Origin of the sequence: Pseudoalteromonas rubra, from assembly GCF_001482385.1 — a bacterium.
Lineage (GTDB): Bacteria > Pseudomonadota > Gammaproteobacteria > Enterobacterales > Alteromonadaceae > Pseudoalteromonas > Pseudoalteromonas ardens.
The window spans coordinates 4,174,480-4,197,654 of sequence record NZ_CP013611.1 but is presented as its reverse complement, the minus strand read 5'-3'; the positions used below and the strand labels follow the sequence as shown (position 1 = coordinate 4,197,654).

Annotated in this window: 17 protein-coding genes; 5 read left to right on the top strand and 12 right to left on the bottom strand. The window is 46.8% G+C overall.

Features of this window, described 5'->3' with window-relative positions; all coding sequences use genetic code 11:
• Positions 1-65 precede the first annotated feature (65 nt).
• Together AT705_RS18070 and AT705_RS18065 are read right to left on the bottom strand one after the other, a co-directional pair.
• Complete coding sequence (locus tag AT705_RS18070; RefSeq protein ID WP_058797650.1) at positions 66-2,885, bottom strand: hypothetical protein; 2,820 nt, start codon at positions 2,883-2,885, stop codon at positions 66-68.
• Between the two features lie 82 nt (positions 2,886-2,967).
• A complete protein-coding gene (locus tag AT705_RS18065; RefSeq protein ID WP_157576856.1) occupies positions 2,968-3,300 on the bottom strand; it encodes a hypothetical protein in 333 nt (110 codons plus the stop codon).
• Positions 3,301-3,426: 126 nt separating this feature from the next.
• On the opposite strand from AT705_RS18065, the gene AT705_RS18060 reads away from it, so the two are divergent.
• The 3 genes from AT705_RS18060 to AT705_RS18050 all read left to right on the top strand — a co-directional run bounded on the left by AT705_RS18060 (position 3,427) and on the right by AT705_RS18050 (position 8,464).
• Complete coding sequence (locus AT705_RS18060; RefSeq protein WP_058797648.1) at positions 3,427-4,218, top strand: hypothetical protein; 792 nt, start codon at positions 3,427-3,429, stop codon at positions 4,216-4,218.
• 698 nt (positions 4,219-4,916) lie between these two features.
• Positions 4,917-6,929, top strand: coding sequence for a methyl-accepting chemotaxis protein (locus AT705_RS18055; protein ID WP_058797647.1), 2,013 nt, complete (start codon positions 4,917-4,919; stop codon positions 6,927-6,929).
• A 197-nt stretch (positions 6,930-7,126) separates the two neighbouring features.
• Complete coding sequence (locus tag AT705_RS18050) at positions 7,127-8,464, top strand: glycosyl hydrolase family 28-related protein (RefSeq protein ID WP_058797646.1); 1,338 nt, start codon at positions 7,127-7,129, stop codon at positions 8,462-8,464.
• A 103-nt stretch (positions 8,465-8,567) separates the two neighbouring features.
• On the opposite strand, the gene AT705_RS18045 is transcribed toward AT705_RS18050, so the two are convergent.
• From AT705_RS18045 to imuA, 3 genes are read right to left on the bottom strand one after another with little or no spacing between them, the layout of a single operon-like run.
• Positions 8,568-11,744 carry an error-prone DNA polymerase gene (locus tag AT705_RS18045; protein WP_082669033.1) on the bottom strand — a complete coding sequence of 1,059 codons (3,177 nt, stop codon included), beginning with the start codon at positions 11,742-11,744 and terminating at the stop codon, positions 8,568-8,570.
• A complete protein-coding gene (locus tag AT705_RS18040; RefSeq protein ID WP_058797645.1) occupies positions 11,744-13,216 on the bottom strand; it encodes a Y-family DNA polymerase in 1,473 nt (490 codons plus the stop codon). The genes AT705_RS18045 and AT705_RS18040 overlap by 1 nt, the downstream gene beginning before the upstream one ends.
• Positions 13,217-13,221: 5 nt before the next feature.
• Entirely contained in the window at positions 13,222-13,917 is a 696-nt protein-coding gene (gene imuA, locus AT705_RS18035; protein WP_157576854.1) for a translesion DNA synthesis-associated protein ImuA, read from the bottom strand.
• 180 nt (positions 13,918-14,097) lie between these two features.
• On the opposite strand from imuA, the gene AT705_RS18030 reads away from it, so the two are divergent.
• A complete protein-coding gene (locus AT705_RS18030; protein ID WP_058797644.1) occupies positions 14,098-14,811 on the top strand; it encodes an SOS response-associated peptidase family protein in 714 nt (237 codons plus the stop codon).
• A gap of 52 nt (positions 14,812-14,863) precedes the next feature.
• Here the strand turns inward: AT705_RS18030 and AT705_RS18025 are convergent, their stop codons facing one another.
• From AT705_RS18025 to AT705_RS25350, 4 genes are all read right to left on the bottom strand, one after another.
• Positions 14,864-17,170 (bottom strand): methyl-accepting chemotaxis protein, encoded by a 2,307-nt coding sequence (locus tag AT705_RS18025; RefSeq protein ID WP_058797643.1) that lies wholly within the window; start codon positions 17,168-17,170, stop codon positions 14,864-14,866.
• Positions 17,171-17,613: 443 nt separating this feature from the next.
• On the bottom strand, positions 17,614-17,760 hold the full coding sequence (locus tag AT705_RS25355) for a hypothetical protein (protein ID WP_156202493.1): 147 nt from the start codon (positions 17,758-17,760) through the stop codon (positions 17,614-17,616).
• 656 nt (positions 17,761-18,416) lie between these two features.
• The gene (locus AT705_RS18020; RefSeq protein ID WP_058797642.1) at positions 18,417-18,608 is read right to left on the bottom strand and encodes a hypothetical protein; all 192 of its coding nucleotides are present in this window, start codon (positions 18,606-18,608) and stop codon (positions 18,417-18,419) included.
• A gap of 738 nt (positions 18,609-19,346) precedes the next feature.
• On the bottom strand, positions 19,347-19,487 hold the full coding sequence (locus AT705_RS25350; protein ID WP_156202495.1) for a hypothetical protein: 141 nt from the start codon (positions 19,485-19,487) through the stop codon (positions 19,347-19,349).
• A gap of 679 nt (positions 19,488-20,166) precedes the next feature.
• Here AT705_RS25350 and AT705_RS18015 point away from each other — a divergent pair.
• Positions 20,167-21,879 carry an alkaline phosphatase D family protein gene (locus AT705_RS18015; RefSeq protein ID WP_058797641.1) on the top strand — a complete coding sequence of 571 codons (1,713 nt, stop codon included), beginning with the start codon at positions 20,167-20,169 and terminating at the stop codon, positions 21,877-21,879.
• 53 nt (positions 21,880-21,932) lie between these two features.
• On the opposite strand, the gene AT705_RS18010 is transcribed toward AT705_RS18015, so the two are convergent.
• The 3 genes from AT705_RS18010 to AT705_RS18000 are packed head-to-tail and all read right to left on the bottom strand — an operon-like array spanning position 21,933 to position 23,029.
• On the bottom strand, positions 21,933-22,274 hold the full coding sequence (locus AT705_RS18010) for a hypothetical protein (protein ID WP_058797640.1): 342 nt from the start codon (positions 22,272-22,274) through the stop codon (positions 21,933-21,935).
• A gap of 2 nt (positions 22,275-22,276) precedes the next feature.
• Entirely contained in the window at positions 22,277-22,828 is a 552-nt protein-coding gene (locus AT705_RS18005; RefSeq protein ID WP_058797639.1) for a hypothetical protein, read from the bottom strand.
• Positions 22,829-22,849: 21 nt separating this feature from the next.
• Positions 22,850-23,029 (bottom strand): hypothetical protein, encoded by a 180-nt coding sequence (locus AT705_RS18000; RefSeq protein ID WP_058797638.1) that lies wholly within the window; start codon positions 23,027-23,029, stop codon positions 22,850-22,852.
• Positions 23,030-23,175 lie beyond the last annotated feature (146 nt).

Here is a 23,175-nt window from a genome sequence, read left to right as displayed (position 1 = left end):
ACAGGCAGGCGGTTTGATGACGTGGTGACTCTGTATGTGTGAGCCAATGCACCGTTGGCAATGTGTTATTTTCTCGTCACATTCAGACTCGGAGCATTCAGTTTGATAGGTTGCAGCGCCAATTGTTGCCACTGGCTGAGCGTCAGTGGTTGCCAGTACCAGCCTTGGGGGCCTTTAACGCGCTTGTAGTAGGCGATAGCGCCTACGCCCACAGCTTGTTCAGCCTGATATAAGTTGCCCAGTGAATCACGGTACATAACAGGCGCGGGATTTGGGTTAAAGGATAATCGCGTAAAGTTGCCACACTTACCATGGCGGCTACAGGCAGCAATTCGGTAAACGACTTTGTCTAGTTCAGGGACTTTTTGAGTTGCACTCGCTTGCACGGTACAAGCGAGCCAACCAAACGCGACTTTCCTCAGCTGGCAAGGCACTGTTTGCCAGACACCCAGGCGAGTTTGCTGCTCCATAAGATAGGAAGAAGCCCCAGAGACTATTTTCCAGCTGAGCTCAAAGTGATTTTTTTCAGTGAGCGCTTTGACTGAAAAGTCCGTCGGAGCTGGATACTCCAAGGGCCCAATCTGGGTGCACACCTTATCGGTAAAGCCACTGACACTGCCATCCTGATAGACAGCTCGGACTTTGTAACAATATTCCCTGCCAGCTTCTAAGTTGTTTCGGGTCGTGGTCATTAACTGATGCATATCACGCCGTGCGGTATCCGCCGTCACGGTCAGGATCACATTCTGTAGCTCCCCCAGTAATTCATATTTTGCAACACCACTGTGTTGTGTTTCACACCAATTCACACTGAGCGGCTCACCAGACTCAATCTGCTGGGGCACTGAAATACAAGCCGGCGTTTTGTGTGGTAAATAGACCGGATTTAAAAACGCAGCGGTGGAAATATTACGCAGGTAAGCGCGCATATGGTTACCACACACGCGTTCACTGTTACACGCTGATACACGCATGGCCAAATGACCGAGACGGTTATAGTGATGCAAATGATATGGCCCAAGCTGCTGCATTACTCGCGTTTGCTCACCATAATAGACAGGCTGCCAGCGAATTTTGCCATCATCGGTACGCGTTTGCAGTTCAAGCAGATAGGCACTGGCCCCCTGCTTTGCTTCCCAGCTGACATTAAAGTCATAGCGAGAAACGTGATTTATCTGAAAGTTGTCTACTTCATCAAATACCGTCTCGCCAACGGCAACACATTGGGTCGGGGTATAAGCCCCCGCTTCTCCGGTGGTGAACCAGGCGCGCACTTTGTAACAGTACTTTCTGCCATGAGGCAGCGCCGGGCGACGAAAAGCGTAGTAACCATCAGGACCTTGTTCGAAAGCCCCCTTGATCAGCGTACTTTGTAATTCGCCCTGTACTTCGTATTGGGCCACTTCGCCACTACGTGGCGCTGCCCATTTGATCTCAAACGCGGCCCCTGGATTTACCCGCTCAGGCACAACCAACACAGAGGGTGTCATACTTGAGTTTGAGCCCAATGAAAAACGCAGCTCAGTGCCGACCTGACTTGTCTGACCGCAAAACCCGGAATCCAGACATGCCTGAATTTCAAATCGGTAGTCTCCGGCCAAATAAATTTCCTGAGTAAAGCTGGTATCGGTGATCCCGGTATAACGGGACTGCCAGTAAGCGCCTTTACGCGACATAGTCACCGTGTAGGTGTCGGCGCCAGGCACGTCTACCCAGTTCAGTTTTACTGTGTTCTGATTAAGCGCTTGAGCTGTTGCTGACTCGGGCAGCCCTTTTACCATATGTGCTACCGGTACAGTATAAGACAATGTCTTAGGCGCTGAACACTGGGCTTGCTTATCACACGCTGATAAACGATAGTTTTGTGCACCCGAAAGCTCGAAAGTATCCAGGGTATGAACCTGAGTTTTGTCGGTATTTTTATCATCTCCGACTAGTTGCCAGGATTTAAGGTAGGTGCGTTTTTCAGTCATCGGTGTTGCTTGGACCATTCGCGCGCTGCGTGCAAAGCGTGTCGCTGAGTCCGCTGTTATCATTGCAGGCTCAGTCACTTGTGACCCAGACTCAGATTCTGATGTAACCAGAGTTAACGACTCCCGTTCAAGGCGATAGTAGTCGGCGCGCTCAACGTCAGGCCAGCTCAGTTTATAGATGCCCTGCGCCTGGGCTTGCGCAACAAAATGTTCCGGCGTTCGCATCGTTCTCATGTCGACTTCGGTACATGCTGGCGCAGAAACCCGTGCAGCTTGTGTTGCGTCGTGAGTCACCAGTCGATAGCAATAACGCCCTGCAGCCAGCACGCTTTCATCGTAATGTCCCTGTGCAAAACCCGTTCGGTGTGCCCGGTTTGCTATGTCTTTAAATTCATTGTCACTTTTGCTGCGCTGCAAGGTATAACGCGTGGCATCAGCAACTTGAGTATAAGAAACACGAAAAGCGGTGTTACCCGGTACATACTGTGGCAGATAGAGGAAACCATTATTGTGTTCATCTAATATCGTGCTGAGTTCATTGCCATAGTCACGGCACAGCAATTCGCTTTCGCACCCGGTTACTTTAAATTCCACCGCACCCGACAAAGAGGCATCAATCGCGAACTGAGTATCTGTGGTTAGTTTCTCTGTCCAGGCCCCACCAGAGGTTTTGTATGCCACTTTATATATCGTCTGACCAGCCTGGGGATGCCAGGTTAACACCCGTTCACCATTTTCTAAGTGCTTAAGCGTCAGCAGGTAATCATCCCACTCCTGACGAGCATTTGGTGTTCGTGCGGGCACTTCAGGGCGGCTATCGAGCAAGTCATAGCTCGATAGCGAAAGTAATGATGCATAAACCGGCATGTGACAAAGCACTGCCATCAGTAATAAAACGGGTGAGAGTTTCATAATGTCCCTGATATTAGTTCATATGCCGCAAATGCGGCTATTTCCTTCGTGCTGACTCAAACATTGCCGCTGAGTCGTCTGGTTATTGTTTGGGTTTTAATAGTGTGATGGCTGCAGGACGCGCGACCCCAGATGCGACTGCACAGTCCCCTGCGGGAGTGACAGCCAGCTGAACATTGCCGGATTGAGCGGCTAATATAGCCCGATACAAAGAAGGACCTTCCGCAGAATTCAAAGAGAACGCCCAATGAAATGGCGCATCCGTGCTAGCACAACCGATTGAGGCGATATCAGGCAGAAGAGCCTGAAAATACACCACATCATTTACGATTTCTACTTCGCCTAAAAATGCACGAGGCGTTGATTTTATTGGCTCTGCGAACACTTTCCCCAGCCCTAGCAGGCTAATTATCATAAACAAGCAGATTTTAATGGGCATGAATCTTTGTGTTTTTATTTTAGTTAGTACCTATTTTCGCTTTTCGGTCTCTGAAAAGCAATGTAAAATCCCCAAAAATAAAACAGATACGGAATTTCTCACATGTTTAACTCTGCGCCTCAGGCACGTGTATTTACCTTTGCGATACTGTGTGCCAGTCCAATGTGTCATGCCAGTAGCCAAATAGACTCTCTGACGGTCCAGGATGATATCGTACTGATAGAGCTGGCCAGCCCGGTTCAATCAAGAACACCCGCAGCCTGTGTTGCAAGTGAATACCAACAACACTGGACTTTATCGTTGAATACAGCCAGTGGCAAAGCCAGCTATGCTTTGCTGGTTAATGCCTTTGAGCAACAAAAACCGGTAACCATTCAGGGCGCTGGCGATTGCCAGGATAGTCCCGGCATTGAACGCCTCCACTCACTTCGTGTGCAACAAAAATACAGTGATGATTCGGTGTTATATTTGTATAAAGGTGATGGCGTTACCAAACTGGGCCGTATCTTAAAGTTAGAAGAAGGTCAGCAATGGGAAGACCTAGCTGTCATGATCATGCCAGATGAATTTAGCCAGAATATAAAAACCGTATACCCTCGTAGAGCGTTTTATAAACAGGATTTTACTTACTATTATCGCATACATGGTTGCACCGGACCCAAAAGAATAAACGCGGTTCCGGACAGAGTTTATTTCAATGAGCAAATTAATGACGGGCGCTTCTTTACTGTTCAGTTGGGCCAGAGAACGGCCAATGAATCCTACCTAACCGCTGAAACAGGACAGTGTACAAACATTTATGACAGAAACTATATTCAGTATGCATATGAATATGAAATACAACCCGCAACCACCCCGCTATGTGGCCCAGCGCCCTGCCAAATCAAGCCTTAACATCATGTTGATAAGTAACTGCCTCCATCACGGCAGTTACTTTGCTTTAAATATGATATAACAGCCGAACTTGAACACCCTCGCATAGTTTTATATGGCCAATAGCAGAACAATAACGCCTGCATAAAAGCATCGCATTTAAACATATGAAACATAGCAGCATCGGTAAATAAGGCTTGAGAGGTTAAAGGGGCCCATAATCAAAAATGCCACTTCAGACCTGCCAAAACGCCAGTTCGGAAAGGCCGCGGCTTTTGCACAGCCTAGTCTAACGATAAAGCCTGGAACCAATTATGAGATCTTTAATAGGGCTTATTAAACATCTCATAAGTCACTCGTTTATATTCACAACATATTGGTTTAAGTCAATAAAACTGCAATAAAAACGTTCTCTACATGGAAATAGGCTAAGTCTATTTTTATAGTGGTTTTCTAATTGTTGCGTAAATATAAAACCAAATTACTGTCCAACACAGCTCGCTCAAAAAGTAGCATTCGAAAACGACAAAATTCTTCTCACTTTTGGAACGTTTCAAGAATGTACTGTTCATTTATGGGTGGCCGTCATGACAGTGCTAAATTTGATGCTACATCAAAGATAAAAGTTGCCACTTTTTGCAATTAACGACTTTAATTATGAACGATAACACAATGAAAAGTAAGCCACGGATGACGCCTCTTTCAAACTTGGTGATCCTATGAAACTCAGTAATAAGCTCTACTCAGCCTTTGGTGTTCTGATTGTACTAATGGTGATGTCCAGTACACTCGTGTGGTTTAAGGTAGCGACCGAAACCGCCCGTGCGCAGGAAGTGATTGGCGACGACCTGCCAGCTATGATCCTCTATAGTCGGTTACTGGATACCGAGCACCAGCTCAAAAGTACAGCACTCGGATATATGAATGGTGATACGAGTAAAAAATCCGCCTTTAATGACGTATTCCGAAAATATAAAGAAGTGCACACAGAGCTGTATCGTTACGAGTCTGCTAAACAAGCAGATAGAGAAAAAATGGCCCATATTCTCAAGAACATTACGACTTACCATCAACGCGTGAATCAAGATGTTTTTGGCCGTTATGACCCTGATGCATACCAACGTATTAAAGCGCGTGTTGATCGCCTGGATTCCTCAACCGGAGAGCAGTTAGAAGCGCTGCTAGATAAACTAAAAGAACAAGAGTTTAGCGACGCAATGCAATCAACCGATTTGCAGGAGTCGCTTAATGATGACCTTCCTGGCGTTCGGTACTATCTGGAGTTGGTTGACGAAGCCGGAGGTATGATAGCGGCGGTCTATTCTCATACGACTGGTAATACAAATGCAGAGGCAGACTTTAACGACGATGCAGCCAGCTTTGAAGAATACTTAAATCTCCTGATCCCACTGGAGCAAAAGCCTAACGAACTACAGGACATCGCGACCATCAAGCGCTTATATAAAGCCATCCGGGATGAAGCAACAGCGGTGTTTAACAGTTATGATCCCACTGCATTTAAGCAGGCCTCCGCGACACTCAGCGAACTGGACAAAAAGTACATTCAGGATATCGCAAAAATCCTCGATGTGTCTGCAAGAGAGGAAATCGACGATGCAACTGGTGCATTGGAACTGTTAGTTGAAGGGCTCACGTCAACGTCGATTGTCATCATAGTGATCACGTTAATTGCCGCTGTTTTAGGCATGGTCATTGCCTATCTGATAAGCAATTCCATTGTCTCCAGACTGAACCAGGTGCTGGGAGTGTCAGAACGGATCAGTGCCGGTGATATCTCAGACAGAGACATTGACCACAAAGGTCAGGATGAAATTGACGGGCTCGCTGAAGCCACCAATAAAATGGCCCGCTCTTTGAACGAACTGCTCCATTCTATTGCACACGTCGTCGACGATGTTCGTACTTCCAGCCAGGATATTGCCGAGGCCAATGATCAAATCGCGTCTCGCAGCCGCTCTTCGGCAGATCAGTCAACTCAGGTTGCAACCGCCATTGAAGAGATGAGCGCCACCGTCTCTGAAGTTGCATCACAAAGCCAGGTTGCTGCCAGCCATGCCGACCAGGCTCGTACTTTAGCATCTGGTGGGGGAGAAACCGTTGGGCAAACCGTCAGTAAGATAAAAACCGCCTCGCAAAACGTACAGAAAACCGCTGAAAATGTAACTCACCTGGGTGAACTGAGCAGTCAGATTGGTAATGTGATTGGTGTCATTGGCAGCATTGCTGAGCAAACTAACCTGCTTGCATTAAATGCTGCCATTGAGGCAGCTCGGGCCGGTGAGCAGGGTCGCGGCTTTGCGGTAGTCGCCGACGAAGTAAGAACGCTGGCAGAGCGGACCTCCAAGGCAACCGAAGAAGTGGTATCAACCGTACAGTCTATTCAGTCTCAGACCGAACATGCGGTCAGCTCAATGCAAAACAGCGTATCTCAGGTTGATCAAAGTGTGTCGATGGCTGAGGCCGCGGGTACCCAGCTGGATGATATTGTGCAAAGCGCATCAGAAATTGCCGCTATGATCCAGGCTATTGCCACAGCCACTGAGGAGCAATCTGTGGTCGCCAGCGAAATGGCCCAGGACATTACAAATATCGAGCAATCCAGCCAGAGTTCTTTGCAAGATACCCAGGTTGCTGCGCTGTCTGCGCAAGAACTCAATAAACAAGCAGAGCAACTGGCTCAGTTGGTACGTAAATTCAGGTTGAGAAGTTAGCACTGTTCATGCAACATGACAGGTGTACACGTTGTGCACTTGTCATTTTTTATAATTGCTGGTTTCTCAAGTCCAGGCTCAATAAATGCATGTTTTTAAAATAAAATGGTGCACTTTCCTGTTCTTTTCATTAGTATCCTTATTGGGTAATAACCCTGCTCTTTTCTGGATATTTTCATATAATTATAAGGATAATTATGAACTACAAGGTTTCTTTGATCGGTCTTGTGCTGATCTCTTCATCTGCGGCTGCACTGGACGCAGACACGATTTCAATCACTGACCCACGTTTTGGTGCCATTGCCAACGATAACCGTGATGACTCAGCGCAAATTCAGGCTGCCATAGATTACGCGGTACAGAATGATAAAAGTGTTTACATCCCCGCAGGTACTTTTAATGTTTCTAACACGCTGGATGTAACGCGTGTGAAGGGCTCACACAACTCAAGAATTAAGTTATATGGTGAGAAGCGTAACCTGTCGCGACTGACGACCAATGCCAATATCAGCCTGCTAAAAGTAGCGCATAATGTAGAAGTCCATGATCTGGCTCTGGTACAGACGGCGAGTTTTAAGCAAGGCACTGCGATTGATATCCCATTTGCCTCTTATCGTTCAAATTTCTCTAAACTGGATATTTCCGGGTTTGATAATGGTATTTACGGTAAATGGGTGATCTGGAGCCGCTTTGAGGATCTGTTTATTGCCAACGTCAATTATGGCATTCATTTACATGGTAATGGGAGTGATCCGGCGTACTGGAATATCGAGCCAAACGGCTGGTTTAATAATGTCAACGTGTTCGACAACATCTATGTTGAAGGCTCACACACAGGCCTCAAGCTTGCCGCTATGGGCAGCAATATAACAAACTCAACCGTTCAGAACTCTCAGGTCGGTGTCGAGATCTATGGCCCTGCGGATCACAAAACCTGGAACAACCAGATCAGTAATTTTTATGCTGAAGGCGTGAAAACCGTATTTAAGGTTAAAAATTCCAGAACGCTTGATATTAACGGTGTCTTTACGCAAGGTGGTGCCAGTAATAGTCGTTACCGCACCGTGATTGATGCCGATAACGGCGGCGTGATCACGGTCAATGGCATGACCGGTCAGGACTGGTGGCAACACAATGTGATTCTGAAAAATACCAAAGTAAAAGGACATGTCCCGGCCATCGGTGGAACGACTAGCGCAGACTCAGGTTCAGCCTATTTACCGGGTAAACTGACAGCCAACATCAGTTTACCTGCAAACAGTAGCTGGGTTGCATTACCCGCTTATATGGCGATTGCAGGTAACAGCGCTTACAAGGTGATGATCTCAGGTATTCGAGATGGCTATGAACCTGTACTGGAAGAATACGCCATTTACAACTGGAATGGCGCAAGTCAATACGCCAAAGTACATCACTCCTCAGGCGTTGGCCGCATCAAATTCAAGGTCGATGGCGGAAAGATATACGCTAAACTGGATTACAATGGCGGCGGTGGGCTGTCTGGCGGTAAGGTAACGCTAGAGCGCATCCATTAATTGCAGTATACGCTGCTAGCTGGCAGATAATGACAAATAATTAAAGGTAACCTGTTGGTTACCTTTAATTTATAACGCCAGTTCTATGCTGCATATGATGCGCTCAGTGAAAATCGCGTGATTTACTGTGTAACGTGCCCAAGATCTCGCTACGGTCAATCAATCTGCCAGCAATGACATGAATAACCTCTCCTTCTTTTTCGACAATCCCTTTTACCTCTAGTAATTTAGCGCTTAGATACGCCTGCTTTTGAGCGCGTGCCGTACCAGCCCAGACCACCACATTGATATTCCCTGTATCATCTTCCAGCGTAAAGAAGGTCACGCCACCAGCTGTGCCGGGTGCCTGTTTGCCAGTGACCACCCCCACTACGGTGACCAGGGATTTATGACGGCAGGCACTGAGCTCTGTCATGCGAGTAAAGCGGCCCAGTTTACCGGCATTATCAAGCAGAGTCACCGGATGTTCTCCCAGGGTAAGTCCCAATGCAGCATAGTCTTCCACCAGATCATCCATATCATCCGGCTGAAAAGCACACGATGACACCTCAGCCACTGAGGACTCGGCAAACAAAGGAAGCGTCTGCTCCTGATCCATCAACGCCCAACGCGCGGCATAACGGTCGCCCTGTAACACTTTAAGTGCATTGGCAGATGCCAGACTCTCCAATGCATTACCAGGCAACCCAAGGCGCTGTAATGCTTGCATATCAGCAAAGCCATTGTCAGGACGACCAGCCAGAAGTTGCTCTGCGCTGTTACGCTGTAACCCTTTAACCAGGCGCAGGCCAAGCCGGAGCGCAAACCTGTCGTGCTGTTGGAAAATATGATGATCATACTCGGATGCATTCACGCACACAGGCAGCACCTCAACCTGATGGCGTCTGGCATCCTGAATGAGCTGAGAAGCACTGTAAAATCCCATTGGCAGGCTGTTCAGCAAAGCGGTATAGAACATGGCTGGATAATAGTACTTAAGCCAGGCTGATGCATAAGCCAGCACAGCAAATGAGGCTGAATGACTTTCCGGAAATCCATACTCGCCAAAGCCGCAGATCTGCTCAAAAATACGTTCTGCAAAGCTGACCTCATAACCCCGCTGCTGCATCCCGTTGATCAGCTTCTCTTTAAACTGCATCAGTTCGCCGCTTTTTTTCCATGAAGCCATGGCCCGGCGCAGCTGATCTGCCTCACCACCTGAAAACCCGGCTGCGACCATCGCCAGCTTAATCACCTGCTCCTGAAAGATAGGTACCCCCATGGTACGTGACAGCACGGCTTTCACAGACTCCGAAGGGTAAGTGATGTCTTCTTCGCCATTACGGCGCTTCAGAAAAGGGTGTACCATGTCGCCCTGGATGGGCCCTGGCCTGACAATGGCTATCTGGATCACCAAATCGTAATAACACTTAGGTTTCAACCGGGGCAACATGCTCATTTGCGCCCGGGACTCTATCTGAAATACGCCTACGGTATCTGCACGCTGAAGCATTTTATAGACCTGAGGATCGTCACCCATACGGGTTAATTCAGCCAGATCCAGCTGCCTTGATGTATGCTGTGCAATGAGCGTAAACGTTTTACGAATGGCACTCAGCATACCCAACGCCAGCACATCCACTTTAAGTAATTTGAGGCTTTCCAGATCGTCTTTATCCCACTGAATAACCGTGCGCTCCGCCATGGCTGCATTTTCTATGGGGACCAGATCATGCAAAGGGCCAGCCGAGATCACAAAGCCTCCCACATGCTGTGAAAGATGGCGGGGAAAACCCATGATTTCTTCGACCAGCGAAATAAATTGCTGCCCTTTGAGCGACTCTGGCTGCAAGCCCAGCTCAGCTAACTGGGTCTGCCAGTTTTGCCCCCGATCACGGCGATTGACATTGCGAATGAAGTAATCAAGCTGAGCCGCTTCAATCCCCAGGGCTTTACCTACATCTCTGACTGCACTTTTAAAGCGATAACTGATCACCGTTGCAGCCAGTGCAGCACGTTTACGGCCATACTTGTGATAAATGTATTGGATCACCTCTTCGCGGCGCTCATGTTCAAAATCAACGTCTATGTCTGGCGGCTCATTGCGCTCTTTACTGATAAAGCGCTCGAACAACACCGACACCTGACGGGGGTCAACCGCAGTGATCTCCAGACAATAGCACACCACAGAGTTGGCCGCCGAGCCTCGTCCCTGATACAAAATCCCTTTGCTACGCGCAAAGCACACCAGATCATGAATGGTAAGGAAAAAATAGGGGTAGTCTAGCTCCTCAATCAGTGCAAGCTCTTTGTCTATGGTCTGAGCAATTTCATCAGGGATGCCTTGCTCAAAGCGCCGTTGCTGCCCGACCTCTACCAACTCACGTAAATGCTGCATAGCCGTTTTGCCTTCAGGAACCAGCTCCGCTGGATACTGATAACGCAGCGCTCCCAAATCAAAGGTACACCGCTTTGCAATACGCAACGACTCAGCCAGCCAGGGGGTCTTAAACAACTTACTCAGTTTTTCCCGGCTACGCAGTGCCCGCTCAGCATTCGCCAGCAATGCGCCTTTAACTTGCTCAATCGGCTGATTCAGCCGAATCGCCGTCAACGTATGCTGCAACCTAAGCCGCTCACTGTGGTGCATTACTACTCCGCCACACGCCGTGACAGGCAATTGATACCGTGCTGCCAGCGTTTCACAATGGTGAATAAAACGCTGTTCCTGATTGACTAAATGTCGCTGTATACCTAACCAGCTGCGGCCTTCATGATGACGTGCCAGCCAGGCACCCCACTGCTCATCCTGCTCATTGCCTGCTGGCAACCAGATAAGCAAACAATGACGTAACGACAATAAATCCCATTCCGCTAACCGATAATGGCCTTTCTCAGCGCGTCGCCGGGCATTGGTGATCACCCGGCACAGTTCACTATATGCCGCTTTATCCGGGCATAACAACACCACCTCCAGCGTTTCAAAACGCATCAGACTGCCTACTATCAGTTGTAAATCCAATTGCTGGTTTTTAATCAGTGTATAGGCTCTCACCACCCCAGCCAGCGAACATTCGTCAGTGATAGCCAGCGCAGTATAGGCAAGGAAATCGGCCTGTCTCACCAGCTCTTCCGGCCGGGATGCCCCTTGTAAAAAAGAGAAGTTAGTTTGACAAAACAGCTCTGCGTAGCCAGGTTGCTTAGTGCCTCCTGGTGGCTCCCCTGCACGCTGAAGAGCTTGCTGTTCATTCTCTGAACGCGCAGCAGGCAGTGTGAACATGGTAGGTTTATGCGCGGCCATCAGCTGAAAACTCCGTGGCAAAACCACCGTTGCTGGCGATCTCTGAATACCCACAACCAACGCCCCTGCTCATCCTGAGCAACAAAATAATCACGCTCGACTCCATGTGCATCCCACCAGCCGGTACAGATCCGCTCAGGCCCGAGATGGACAGTCACCTTATGTTGCAAAGGCTGCGTGATCGGTAATAAAAAGGCGGGCCGAAGATAATCAGTAGCAGGAAGCCTGCCAGACTTCTCCAACAAAGGCGTGCCCGGCGTACTCAGTGGGGTACAATATCCGCTTGCCAGTTCAGGACGCAGGTCATCGCACACAGTCAGCCCCTGTACTGCCTGCTCTCCTAATTTAGCTTGTAATAACGCAACCAACCCGGCAGGTGTCATGGTGCCGCGCCGCTCGGTAAATAAGTCAGGCATCAGTTCATCAGGCTGGCTCATCTCGGTCACTTTTAACCCTATCGCCTGTACCGGACCATGGAGTGTCACATTACTCAACTTGAGATCACATAAGGTTAGCCAGAGATCAGCGCGATCTGTGCCTTCTGCGCGACCGATTTCCAGTACCTGCGGTTCAGCATCACGTTGATACAGGGTCAGTGTTAATTGTCTGGCATGACGATTGCGCAAACGTAAGAACTGCTCCTGTTGTACCAAAAGCTTAAGTAACGGTTTGTTTAACCAATCGAGGTTTTCTATGTCATATAACAGAGACAAATGACGCTCAAATTCAGGCTCTGGCTGATAAAAAGTCACTGGATGAGGCACTTTGCCCCGTAACCTGGACACATACTGCACCAACTCGCAATCAAAGCGTTTACCCAGCTCGACTAAAGGTAAGGCAAATAAATCGGCCACAGTTTTAAATCCCACCCGCCGTAACCGTTCAAGCTGCTTTGAGGGCAGTGATAAAGCCGTCAAAGGCAGGTCATGCAAAGCGCTTTCAAGCACAGCAGAGTCCTGACTCACTAATGCACCATGATGCTGTGCCAACAGCCGGGCAGCTTCCGGGGAGTAACCGCACGCATACCGGTAACTGAATGACTGAGTATCCAGGTGTGCACGCAGCGTAGCCAGGTAGTGAGATAAATCGCGATACATAGCCAGCATGCCACTGACTTTCAACAAAAGCCCCTGAGGTGCAAATAAGGCAATATCAGCAGTGATCAGATACAGCCACTGGGCAATTTCACGCATAGTCCTGCTTTCATCCACTTCATCATAGGGGTGCACAAGCAGATCGCGGCTGCGTGCTGCCGCGCCAGCCAGCCCCATACCGGCTGAAACCCCCAGCTGCATAGCAGCCTGATCCAGCTGCATCACTGTGTTATCTCGCCCTCCCACAACAATACAAGGCCGGGATGATGCAGCGAATACCTCAACGGACTGTTGAGCATCCGGTTTTTGCGCCTGCGCTGCGATTTTCAGCTTATCGAGCTGGATAGCAGGAAAATGTAAATACAACCACAAAGTCATGGTTACTATCCGCCAGTACGATACTGCTGCACTGCATCTGGTATTTCTTTGCGCTGAGTATGGAAGTGCTCAGTCAATTCAGGCCAGTGCGATGACATATCCAATGCAAACCGGGACTGAGCCCAGCCACCTCGACGCTTTTTGATGGTGATATTCAGGCCACTTGCATGTGGGCTAAGGCCCAGACTTAAAGACACCGGCAACGTCCCCTGGCAATGGTGTTCATGACGCAGCAAATACAGGCACGCTTCACCCGTGTTAGCTGCCAGTTGTAAACGTTTTACCTGATGTACCTGTAATTCGCCATGCCATAGCAACACACTGTTACAGGCACCGCTTTTTAAGCATTGTTCAGCGGCCCACAATGCTTCCTGTGGAGATCCAGGCGTGATCTCCAGGAGTTTACTGGTGTCCATTCCGGTACGTTGTAATGCATCAGCATTCAGTCGCGCTGGAGGCGCAATGACCGCAGTCAGGCCATCTTGTTGTACCAGGCTGGGTAATAACAACCTGAGTTCACCAATCCCCAGCTCTGTATGTAAATCAACCACACCCACTTTAGGAAATCCGCCCTGCAGATGTTTGTCTAATTCAGCAAACCCCGTCGCAGTGACAGCCCAACTTTGCTGTTGACGCTTTACAAGCCCTGCCCCCTGCCATACCAGATCCTGACGCTCTAATAGTTCGATTAAATTACTCATAGCACACCCCAAACTGTATATTTATACAGTATAATTACTGTTGAGCAAAGTGCAAGCATGCAGTAAGTAACGCGTACTAAGCAGGCGTGTTCAGGCATCCGAAAAGCATAAAACACTTAATTCAGATCAAGCAGTTACAATCAAAGTCAGCTAAAGTAATTAAGACAACAGGAGCATAGTATGTGTGGACGATTAAATATCACCGATGATCCTTTTGTGATCGAGGTATTAGCAGGGTTAGGTATTGCAAACCCTAAAGAGACAATGCACTTTGGTCGTTTTAAAAAAGCGACTGACAGCATCAGTATTGTTCATGAAGAGAATGGCCAGCGACAGCTCAGCAACGCAACCTGGTGGCTGTTACTGGAACCACAGCCCGGGCGAGGCTTTAAGCCATCCAAATATACCTCATTCAATAGCCGCTATGACAAACTGCATGTCAAAGGCAGTGCTGCCTATCAGCCGTTTCACTACAGCCGCTGTATTATCGTGGTAAAAGGCTTTGGCGAAACCCAGTTTGCACAAGGTAAACCACAACATTATTACGATTTTATCGCCGCAGACGGAGCGTTATGTTTAGGCGGGTTATATAAGGTATGGTACCACCCGGACAGCGGGCAAAAGCACTACTCCTGCTCAGTCATCACCTTGCCAGCGCACCCTAAGTTGCGCCGCTATCATGATAAAGCCAGTCCTCTGATCCTGCCACCCGACCCTGCTGAGCTCAATGTCTGGCTGGACAGCACAGTGCATGATGGTGGTCGCTTTACGCACTTGCTGATCCCCCATTTATATCAACGTCTGGCTGCCATTCAGATAGATAAACCCAGTCAATACCGACCTATGGGTGAAACCTCCTATATCACCAAAGATCCTCCCCGTAATAAGAGGTGAGCCGGTACAGTATTTGGCACCCGCTCACTGTGCTCTGGATGATGTGAAAAAATCACACTTGATAACGCGCCAGAATGTCGTCTAATTGTACGGCCAACTTCGCCAGATGTTGTGATCGGTCGTCAATATCCTGGCTACGTTCTAAATTACCATTGGCTTCTTCGCTGATGGCACTGATGGCCTGGCTGATCTGCGCAACCACCGCCGACTGCTCCTCTGCCGCAGTCGCCACCTGTGTATTCATAGCCACAATCTGTTCAATCGCATCAGACACATCGCTCAGGGATCCCTTTGCCCGCTCAGATGTTTGGGCATTATCGACAGAACGCTCACGACTTTGTTGCACTGACTGCCGTGCTTCACCAACCCCACTTTGCAGCGCCTTGATCATCTGTTCAATTTCTTCTGTCGCCTGCTGAGTACGCTGAGCCAAACCCCGTACTTCATCTGCGACCACCGCAAACCCACGGCCTGACTCACCGGCTCGCGCCGCCTCAATAGCCGCATTCAATGCCAATAAGTTGGTTTGTTCTGCAATGGCCTGGATCACGTCCAGTACACTGCCTATCTGCTCACTCTGAGACGACAACCCATTCATAACTTCCCCGACTTTATCCATCTCCTCGGCCAGCTGTTCCGAGACATCAGCACAGTGCTCCACCAGCTGATTGGTCTGAGAAGTCAGAGTACTCACCTGCTGAGTCTGCTCCGAAGTATTCAGTGCACTGCTTGCCACCTCCTGAACCGTGTGCTGCATTTGCTGTCCGGCAGTCGCCGATTGCTCGCAATCCTGAGATTGTTTATTCACCCCATCAATCAGCCCCGCAACCCGCTCTGACAACGCTGTGGACATTTCTTTGAGCGTATGAGCACTGTGCAATAAGTCAGCAAAGTTATGTTGTAGCCGCTCAACCAAGCTATTTACCGAACGGCTTAAGTCGCGGATTTCATCATCTCCTTCATCGGGTGCACGTAACCTGAAATCGTTATTATCTGCGATGCCACGGATCGCTTTACTGGCGGCAACAACAGGCCGCGTAACCCGGTTAGCAACAAAAAAGCCCACCACACTGGCTATAATTGCCGCCACAGACACAAATAACACCGAGGAGCGAAGCACAGAGTATTTCAACTCGGAAATCATGGCGAACGCTTCGCTTTCATCAATTTCGCTCACGATCGCCCAGTGTAGCCCGTCGATTTCCAGCGGTGCGTAGGCCGATGCCACAGAGACAGCCCGGTAGTCAGAGAAAATAGCAAAGCCACTTTGACCTGACAGCGCAGCCCGGGTGCCTGGGGAGTCAATTCGCAATGTGCCTATCGTGGTATGTTGCTGTTCAATGTTATCAACCATGTCTTTGTCAACATCAAATGACCTAAGCTGCGCAATAAAACCACCCGGATCTTCCACAAAAAACCGACTGTTATTTAGCAACATCTTGTTTTGGTTGACCAGATAAAGCTCGCCACTTTCGCCCAGCCCTTGCTCATGCCATTGCTCATTCAGTGTCAACATACGGTTAATTTCATCCACAGGCAGTTGGAATATTAAAGTACCGAGCAAAGTGCCGTCATCAGCCAAAATCGCAGAACTGATAAACCCTGCCGCAGCATTATAAGACGGCATATAGGGACTAAAGTCGACAAAGTGTCCTTCGCGCACATGCTGGATACGAGCAGCCTCATAGGCACGTGCCAAACCAGACTCCCGAAATGGACCATTGGTCAGTGACGTTGCAAAGTCCAACTCCTTAAATACGGAATACACCACATCTCCCTGAGGGTTGGTAATAAATATATCGTAGAAGCCAAAACGTGCCTGAAACTCGCGCAGTGCTTTGTGATAACGGCGGTGCACGGCGCTATAGGTACTGTTATCCCCCGCATCCAGCAGTTGATCTTTGCTCCCAAGCGGGTTGGGGTTGGCTGCAATATAGTGACTTTGAAGCCCACGCGCTGTCGGGCTCAGTCGCGTAAACAGGCTACTCGCACTGAGACTGTCACCCGGGTTCTTTTGTCTGTATTGGTCAAGAAACTGAATTTCATAAAAACGGCTCAGAGATAATTCAGCCCCCCGGGCGTGCGGATAACTCGCAAACGCAGCTGAAAAAGCCCGACTGGCGTCAACCACCATCGTGGATCCCGCCAGTGTTACCACCTGATCCGAGATAGTTTTAAAATAACGTTCAACCTGAGCTTGCATCGCGTTACGACGTGAAACCAGGTTATTCTCAATTTCCTTCGACACGGCGGCCTTTCCTTCCTGATAGGCCAAAACACCGATAACAAAACAAGTAATAAGTAAAGGGATAACAGCAAGCAGAACAGCAACGATACTCAGACGGTTTTTTAATTGCACGTGAACTCCTACAGTACAAAGCAAACCTATTCCGGGCAGGGAGAATAGGTCAATACAAACCACAGCCACTGTGACTAAACCCTATGATAATCATAAGTTTGGTACGTCAGCAGCAGCTAATACACCATGTCAAAGTACAATAGCGAGACACTATGGAGGTGTGACTTCCAAAACCACGGCACCCTGGACATGAATTTAGTTATTAAAATTAATTAGATGTAAGTTCAACCTACACCGTTTAATACTTTGATACTAGTAATTAATGATTGGGTTTTGATGTCAATCAGGTATGACCAGTAAAAGTAGACTGTGAGCCTGAATATTTTTAACTGGCTGGGAGAACAAATCGAGCCATATCACAGGCTCGATTTAAAAAGCGTGGTAAGCTGTGTATAATTTACTCTACATAAAAAGCGTATAGAGTAAAAAGATCCACCTGCTTATTACAATGTCTGGCAAGGTACTTCTCTGCAACTACTTAAAGCTGAAGTGCCTGTACCGCCACCGGCGATCTTCATGGTTTCTTTCGCATTGATATTCATTGTGTCATCGAGATTTTTTAATTTTTGCTTTTTCACTTTTAGTTTCATAATCAATTTCCTTTTATTTAAATAACATGACCCCCAAATCGTAAGTGAATGTTAACTTGTTTTTTAAATTTCATTCCCTTACTAATATAGGGTTTTAGATAATAAAATGGCCTACGAGGACCAAAGAGGTGGTCCAATTATTTAAGACAGCCATTCGACATACATAACCCTATCTAAGCTGACAACCGTCCTCATAGCAGCCGGTCTGCGTATACCAAGCACCACCTGCGATACGGCGTGTCTCTTTAAGCTGCAATTGCTCTTGTTTGTTCAGGTTTTTTAGGTTCTGTTTTTTAGTGATAACTTCATTTTAATTTTCCTTTTAATTGTTTAATAAAACCAACCTAAATAAAACACAAAAGATAAAAGCCTGTCAAATAAAAAATCAAAACAAAAAACAACTTTAAAAACACCCACAGTCAAAAAATGAATTTCCTGCTTTTATTAATAGTAAAAGCAATCCATAAAAGCACATCACAGAGCCATTTTATATGTAACCACTCACATACTTAAAAAGCTATTAAATATCATAAAACCATGGCCTTTAAACCCTCATTACCAATCATTTTAAGTCGCGCAAACAGGCTGCTCGCGCTGAGACTGCCACCCGGTTTTTTGTCTGTATTAGTCAAGAAACTGAGTTTCATAAAAACGGCTCAGAGATAATTCAGCCTCCAGGCGTACGGAAAACTCGCAAACGCACCTAAAAAAACCCGAATGGCGTCAACCACCATCGTGGATCTCGCCAGTGTTACCACCTGATCCGAGATAGTTTTAAAATAATGCTCAACCTGAGCTTGCATCGCGTTACGACGTGAAACCAGGCTATTTTCAATTTCCTTCGTCACGGCGGCCTTTCCTTCCTGGCAGGCCAAAACACCGATAACAAAGCAGGTAATAAGTAAAGGGATAACGGCAACGATGCTCAGACGGTTTTTTTATTGCACGTGAACTCCTACAGTACAAAACAAACCTATTCCGGGTAGGGAGAATAGGTCAATGTAAACCACAGCCACTGAGACTGAAACCCGTTAATAACCAGAGATTAGGTACGTCAACAACAGCTAATACACCATATCAAAGTACAGTAGTGCGACACTATGGAGATGTGACTTCCACTACCAAAGTACCTTAGACATGAATTTAGTTATTAAAATTAATTAGATACAAGATCAACTTACACCCTTTAACACTTACACCCTTTGATACTTACACCCTTTGATACTTTGATACTTTGATACTTTGATACTTTGATACTTTGATACTTTGATACTTTGATACTTTGATACTAGTAATAAATAATTAGTTTTTGATGTCAATCAGATATGACCAATTGAGCAGTGTAGTTTAGGGTTCTATTCTTTCAGAGAGTCAACGCGAAAGAACGCAAGTGAAATAAGCTCTTCCGAAAAATAACAAGCGATTTGGTGCAAAGTAGCACGAGTGGTTTATTCAGCATTGATACTTATATTAATGGTCAGTATTTTACTGTGAACTTGAGAGTATCCCACTTTAATCAGAATAAGGCCACTTTGTGGCCTTATTCTTTATGAATCAGTGTGTCAACAAATGAGTTAACGACAATCTTAGCGATACTGGCAGCCTTGCTCGTAACATCCAGTCTGAGTATTCCAGCCACCACCTACGATTTGGCGTGTCTCTTTAAGCAACAGTTGCTCTTGTTTGTTCAGGTTTTTTAGGTTTTGTTTTTTTAGTGACAATTTCATTTTAAATTTCCTTTTAATTATTCAGTAAAACCGACTTCAATAAAACACAAAAGATGAAAACCTGTCAAATAAAAATGCAATAAAAAAAGAAAAAACAAAAAATCAAAAAACAAAACAATGAAACATTTGTTTTTTATAAACAATATCAAAAATCCACAAAAACGCATCATTAACCTATTAGGAAAGCGACCACTCACTCATCATTAAATTTAGATATTATAATAAATTCGCAGCCTACCAGACTTTATTTCCATTCATTTAAAATCGCCATAAGCAGCCTAAAACAAATCAAAGATAGCAATGAACAGATTCATAGAAACAAAAATAAAACAAAGAAAAACACCCTGAATACAAAGTACACCTTTTAGATACAAAAAACAGGATTTACCACGCACCTCAACTCTTTCACATTACACACCAATTCATTTAACGCACCTCTGAAGCGAAAATTCGCAACAATAAAACCAAAGGTGTCAACCAACTTTTTTTTGACATAAAGTTGAAAACATTATTTCACATCCTGTCTCTAAAATTGCGCCTTCCTCAACAGGATGAGGCTTCCCGTGCACCAAACTATGCTATTTGCAAATAACATCTGGGTTGAATTAACAAAGGAAATACACACAGAACTTGCAAGCACAACTTGTTTGCGCCGATTGCGTTAATACCAGGTAAAATAATGAAGACAATACGCTTACTACTCAGCATCAGCACTGTATTTAGCAGCTTCCATGTCCTGAGTGCCCCAGAAGTGCATTACGACCAGTGTCAGAACACATTTAACTATTTGGGTGCCAATTATCAGGGCACAACTGATAAAAATAACTCTGGTAGCCAGTGGTGCTATCTCAAACAAACCACTGATGGCTCCAGCTGGGGCAATGTCCGGGTTGAAACCATCCCCGCATTTACCACAGTCTCCGGAAAAAGCTGTAAAATACCCTCCAGCTATCAGGGTGAACAGTTTTACGGCTGCTCTACACGCAATCACAGTGCCCCCTGGTGTTATGTTGACGAACAGGGAAGCTGGGAAGAGTGTGCAACACAAGCACCGGCTCCCCTGATGAGCCACACGCACCCGAAACCAGAGAAGCGCCTGGATCGTGTCGCGCTGGGTTCCTGCTTTAAAACAAAAGGAGACATGCCTGCTGCTCTGGCACGCCTAATAGGACATAAGCCCGATCTATTTTTCTGGCTAGGTGACAATATTTACGCTGACACCGAAGACATGAGCACTATGCGCCAAAAATATGATGATAAGAAGCGCAATGCAGACTACCAAAAGTTTCTGGCTGCTGAAATTCCGGTTATGGCCACCTGGGATGACCATGACTTTGGCCGTAATAATGACGGTAAACACTATCCTAAACGTGCCGAAAGCCAGCAGGAGTATTTACGCCATTTTGATGCCAAAGCGGACGACCCCAGACTAAACGGTCAGGCAGGGATCTATGAAGCGAAAATTCTGGGACAAAAAGGCGAACAAACCCATGTGATCACGCTAGATGCGCGTTATTTTCGTTCGCCTACCTTTGCCAGCTATGGTGCCTGTGAAGGCGATGCGACTACGATTCTGGGTGAACAACAGTGGCAATGGCTGGAAAAAGAGCTCAGCAAGCCATCTGAAATCAAGTTAATTGCCAGTGGAATACAGGTTTTGCCTCCTTTATATCAGGGTCGCAATCGGAATAACTATTGTGCCTTTGGAGATGGTAAAAAGTTCGAGCAGGCAATAAGTAACCTGCAAGAATCCGACATGTCGGGTACTAGTTACGAATCCTGGGCTGAAGTCCCTCTGGAACGCGAACGCCTGCTGAGGTTGGTACAAAAGTCGATCAATGCAGGTAATGCAAAAGCAGTGATCTTCTTATCTGGCGACCAACACTGGGGAGAGCTACTACAAAAAGATATTCCTGCCAGCAATGAACATGGCAGCGTGGCCAGAGTTTATGAGGTGACGGCTTCCGGGTTTGGACAAAACTGGCCATATCACATCGAAAACCCGTTGCGTTTGCCTGTCTATGCCGATACCAAAGGAGATGGTAACTACAACAAACAGTGCAAATTTCCTGCTAAATATGCTGCGGTAACCTATCAGGGGTGCATTACCCGAGATCATGACAAATCCTGGTGTTACACCGAAGTAGATGAAAGCGGCAATGGCGTTAAAGGTGAATGGGGTAATTGTGCTGGCAGTGGCGCAACCATACCTACAGGTCAGGTTGGCGTTGTCAGTGCAGACATCGCAGATCTCACTACCAGTAACCGTCACTTAATCAATAAGTCTGGCAGTAACTATGGCATGCTGGATATAGACTGGCAAAAACGGACCATTAAGATGTCGATAGAAACAGCTGAGGAAGAAGCAGTGTCGACTATCATTACATTTTAGGTCATACGAAAAAATACGCTGATCTGCCGCTGTGGGTCAGCTTCTTAACGTACTTATTTGACCACCTTCAGACCCTGTCTAGCTGCTCTGGGAGAGTCGGGTATTGGTTGGTCCTTCGCCTGAGCCTTGAAAGCGCGCGCTCTATCGTGAGCACTACGCACTGCATCACATTGCGCGATAATATCTTCCTCATCCAGCGCCTCACCCAAATCCATTACTATCCTGTATGCGGATTCATATAATTCTTGCCGGGTGTCTTCTTCAGCACGAAACCGCGAAAAAAAATCCTGCACTTTTTGCTCTGGCCCATGCAATTGGGCTCCCTGAATACAGGCGCCTATAATGATACCGAGCATCAAAAAAATAGCCAAAGAGGTAAGAACGAGTAGCAACATGTTTAAGCCTCCTGCCGGATCCGGGTTTCCATAAATTTATAAAATGGATACTTGGCAACAATCAGCCACTCACACAGATTAGCAATCACAGTTGCAGGGCCATATATAGAGTACAGAAGCTCATTCCCCAGATACCCCCTCAAGACCAGCTGGGCTGCATTTAATAACATCAGGAATAAGGTAATATACAGACTATACCGAGCCACTCTGGTGAACTGGCACCCTCTGATAACATGAAGTAAATACAAAGTAGAAGCATAAGCAGCAGTTGTGCATACGATCACAAAGTAATACAGCTTAATCACTAACTGATTATCCGCCTCTATGTCCAACATGTATGTTGCTAAACTACCACTGATGGCATGAAAAACCAGTACAGCCAGCGCGGTTAAAAAACATGAATGCATTTTATGGTCGGCAGGTGTTTTTAAACTCGACTTACCACCAAAAAATAAACTAAAGCTATGTTTTCTGAAAGAAAAAATTACAAAAAGCACAACGATAAGTTCAAGAAAACGTATTCCCCATCCCGCCACGATGTAAAATTCATTCATGCTCAATCCTTTATATAAACTCTACTGACAACAATAAGGCGCAGAGTGGAAGGGACGTGTAGGTTGGGCACCATCGGCTCCACCCCCACCGCCAAAGACTTCAGCCAGCTGTTCCTGTGACAAACTGATATCGGTTAACTGCTTAAGTTTTTTAGATTTCACACCTAAGCGATGACTATTTCGATTGATAGAAGCTTTCATGGGCTTTTCCTTACGTTTCTTTTTAAGATAGAACAGTCTTAGCCTTGTGCCGTATTCATGTTAAACAAGCAAAACCAAACTTGCAAATGAAAATTAACATAAATGAAACAGAAATACACTTTAGCCAGACCCTATTGACAAATATA

What these genes read in the sequence shown, in the direction of transcription:
- imuA (WP_157576854.1), bottom strand. Translation starts at nt 13,917, where the DNA reads ATGAGTAATTTAATCGAACTATTAGAGCGTCAGGATCTGGTATGGCAG.
- AT705_RS18045 (WP_082669033.1), bottom strand. Translation starts at nt 11,744, where the DNA reads ATGGCCGCGCATAAACCTACCATGTTCACACTGCCTGCTGCGCGTTCA.
- AT705_RS18065 (WP_157576856.1), bottom strand. Translation starts at nt 3,300, where the DNA reads ATGATAATTAGCCTGCTAGGGCTGGGGAAAGTGTTCGCAGAGCCAATA.
- AT705_RS18015 (WP_058797641.1), top strand. Translation starts at nt 20,167, where the DNA reads ATGAAGACAATACGCTTACTACTCAGCATCAGCACTGTATTTAGCAGC.
- AT705_RS18055 (WP_058797647.1), top strand. Translation starts at nt 4,917, where the DNA reads ATGAAACTCAGTAATAAGCTCTACTCAGCCTTTGGTGTTCTGATTGTA.
- AT705_RS25355 (WP_156202493.1), bottom strand. Translation starts at nt 17,760, where the DNA reads ATGAAACTAAAAGTGAAAAAGCAAAAATTAAAAAATCTCGATGACACA.
- AT705_RS18010 (WP_058797640.1), bottom strand. Translation starts at nt 22,274, where the DNA reads ATGTTGCTACTCGTTCTTACCTCTTTGGCTATTTTTTTGATGCTCGGT.
- AT705_RS18005 (WP_058797639.1), bottom strand. Translation starts at nt 22,828, where the DNA reads ATGAATGAATTTTACATCGTGGCGGGATGGGGAATACGTTTTCTTGAA.
- AT705_RS18030 (WP_058797644.1), top strand. Translation starts at nt 14,098, where the DNA reads ATGTGTGGACGATTAAATATCACCGATGATCCTTTTGTGATCGAGGTA.
- AT705_RS18000 (WP_058797638.1), bottom strand. Translation starts at nt 23,029, where the DNA reads ATGAAAGCTTCTATCAATCGAAATAGTCATCGCTTAGGTGTGAAATCT.
- AT705_RS18070 (WP_058797650.1), bottom strand. Translation starts at nt 2,885, where the DNA reads ATGAAACTCTCACCCGTTTTATTACTGATGGCAGTGCTTTGTCACATG.
- AT705_RS18060 (WP_058797648.1), top strand. Translation starts at nt 3,427, where the DNA reads ATGTTTAACTCTGCGCCTCAGGCACGTGTATTTACCTTTGCGATACTG.
- AT705_RS18050 (WP_058797646.1), top strand. Translation starts at nt 7,127, where the DNA reads ATGAACTACAAGGTTTCTTTGATCGGTCTTGTGCTGATCTCTTCATCT.
- AT705_RS18040 (WP_058797645.1), bottom strand. Translation starts at nt 13,216, where the DNA reads ATGACTTTGTGGTTGTATTTACATTTTCCTGCTATCCAGCTCGATAAG.
- AT705_RS25350 (WP_156202495.1), bottom strand. Translation starts at nt 19,487, where the DNA reads ATGAAATTGTCACTAAAAAAACAAAACCTAAAAAACCTGAACAAACAA.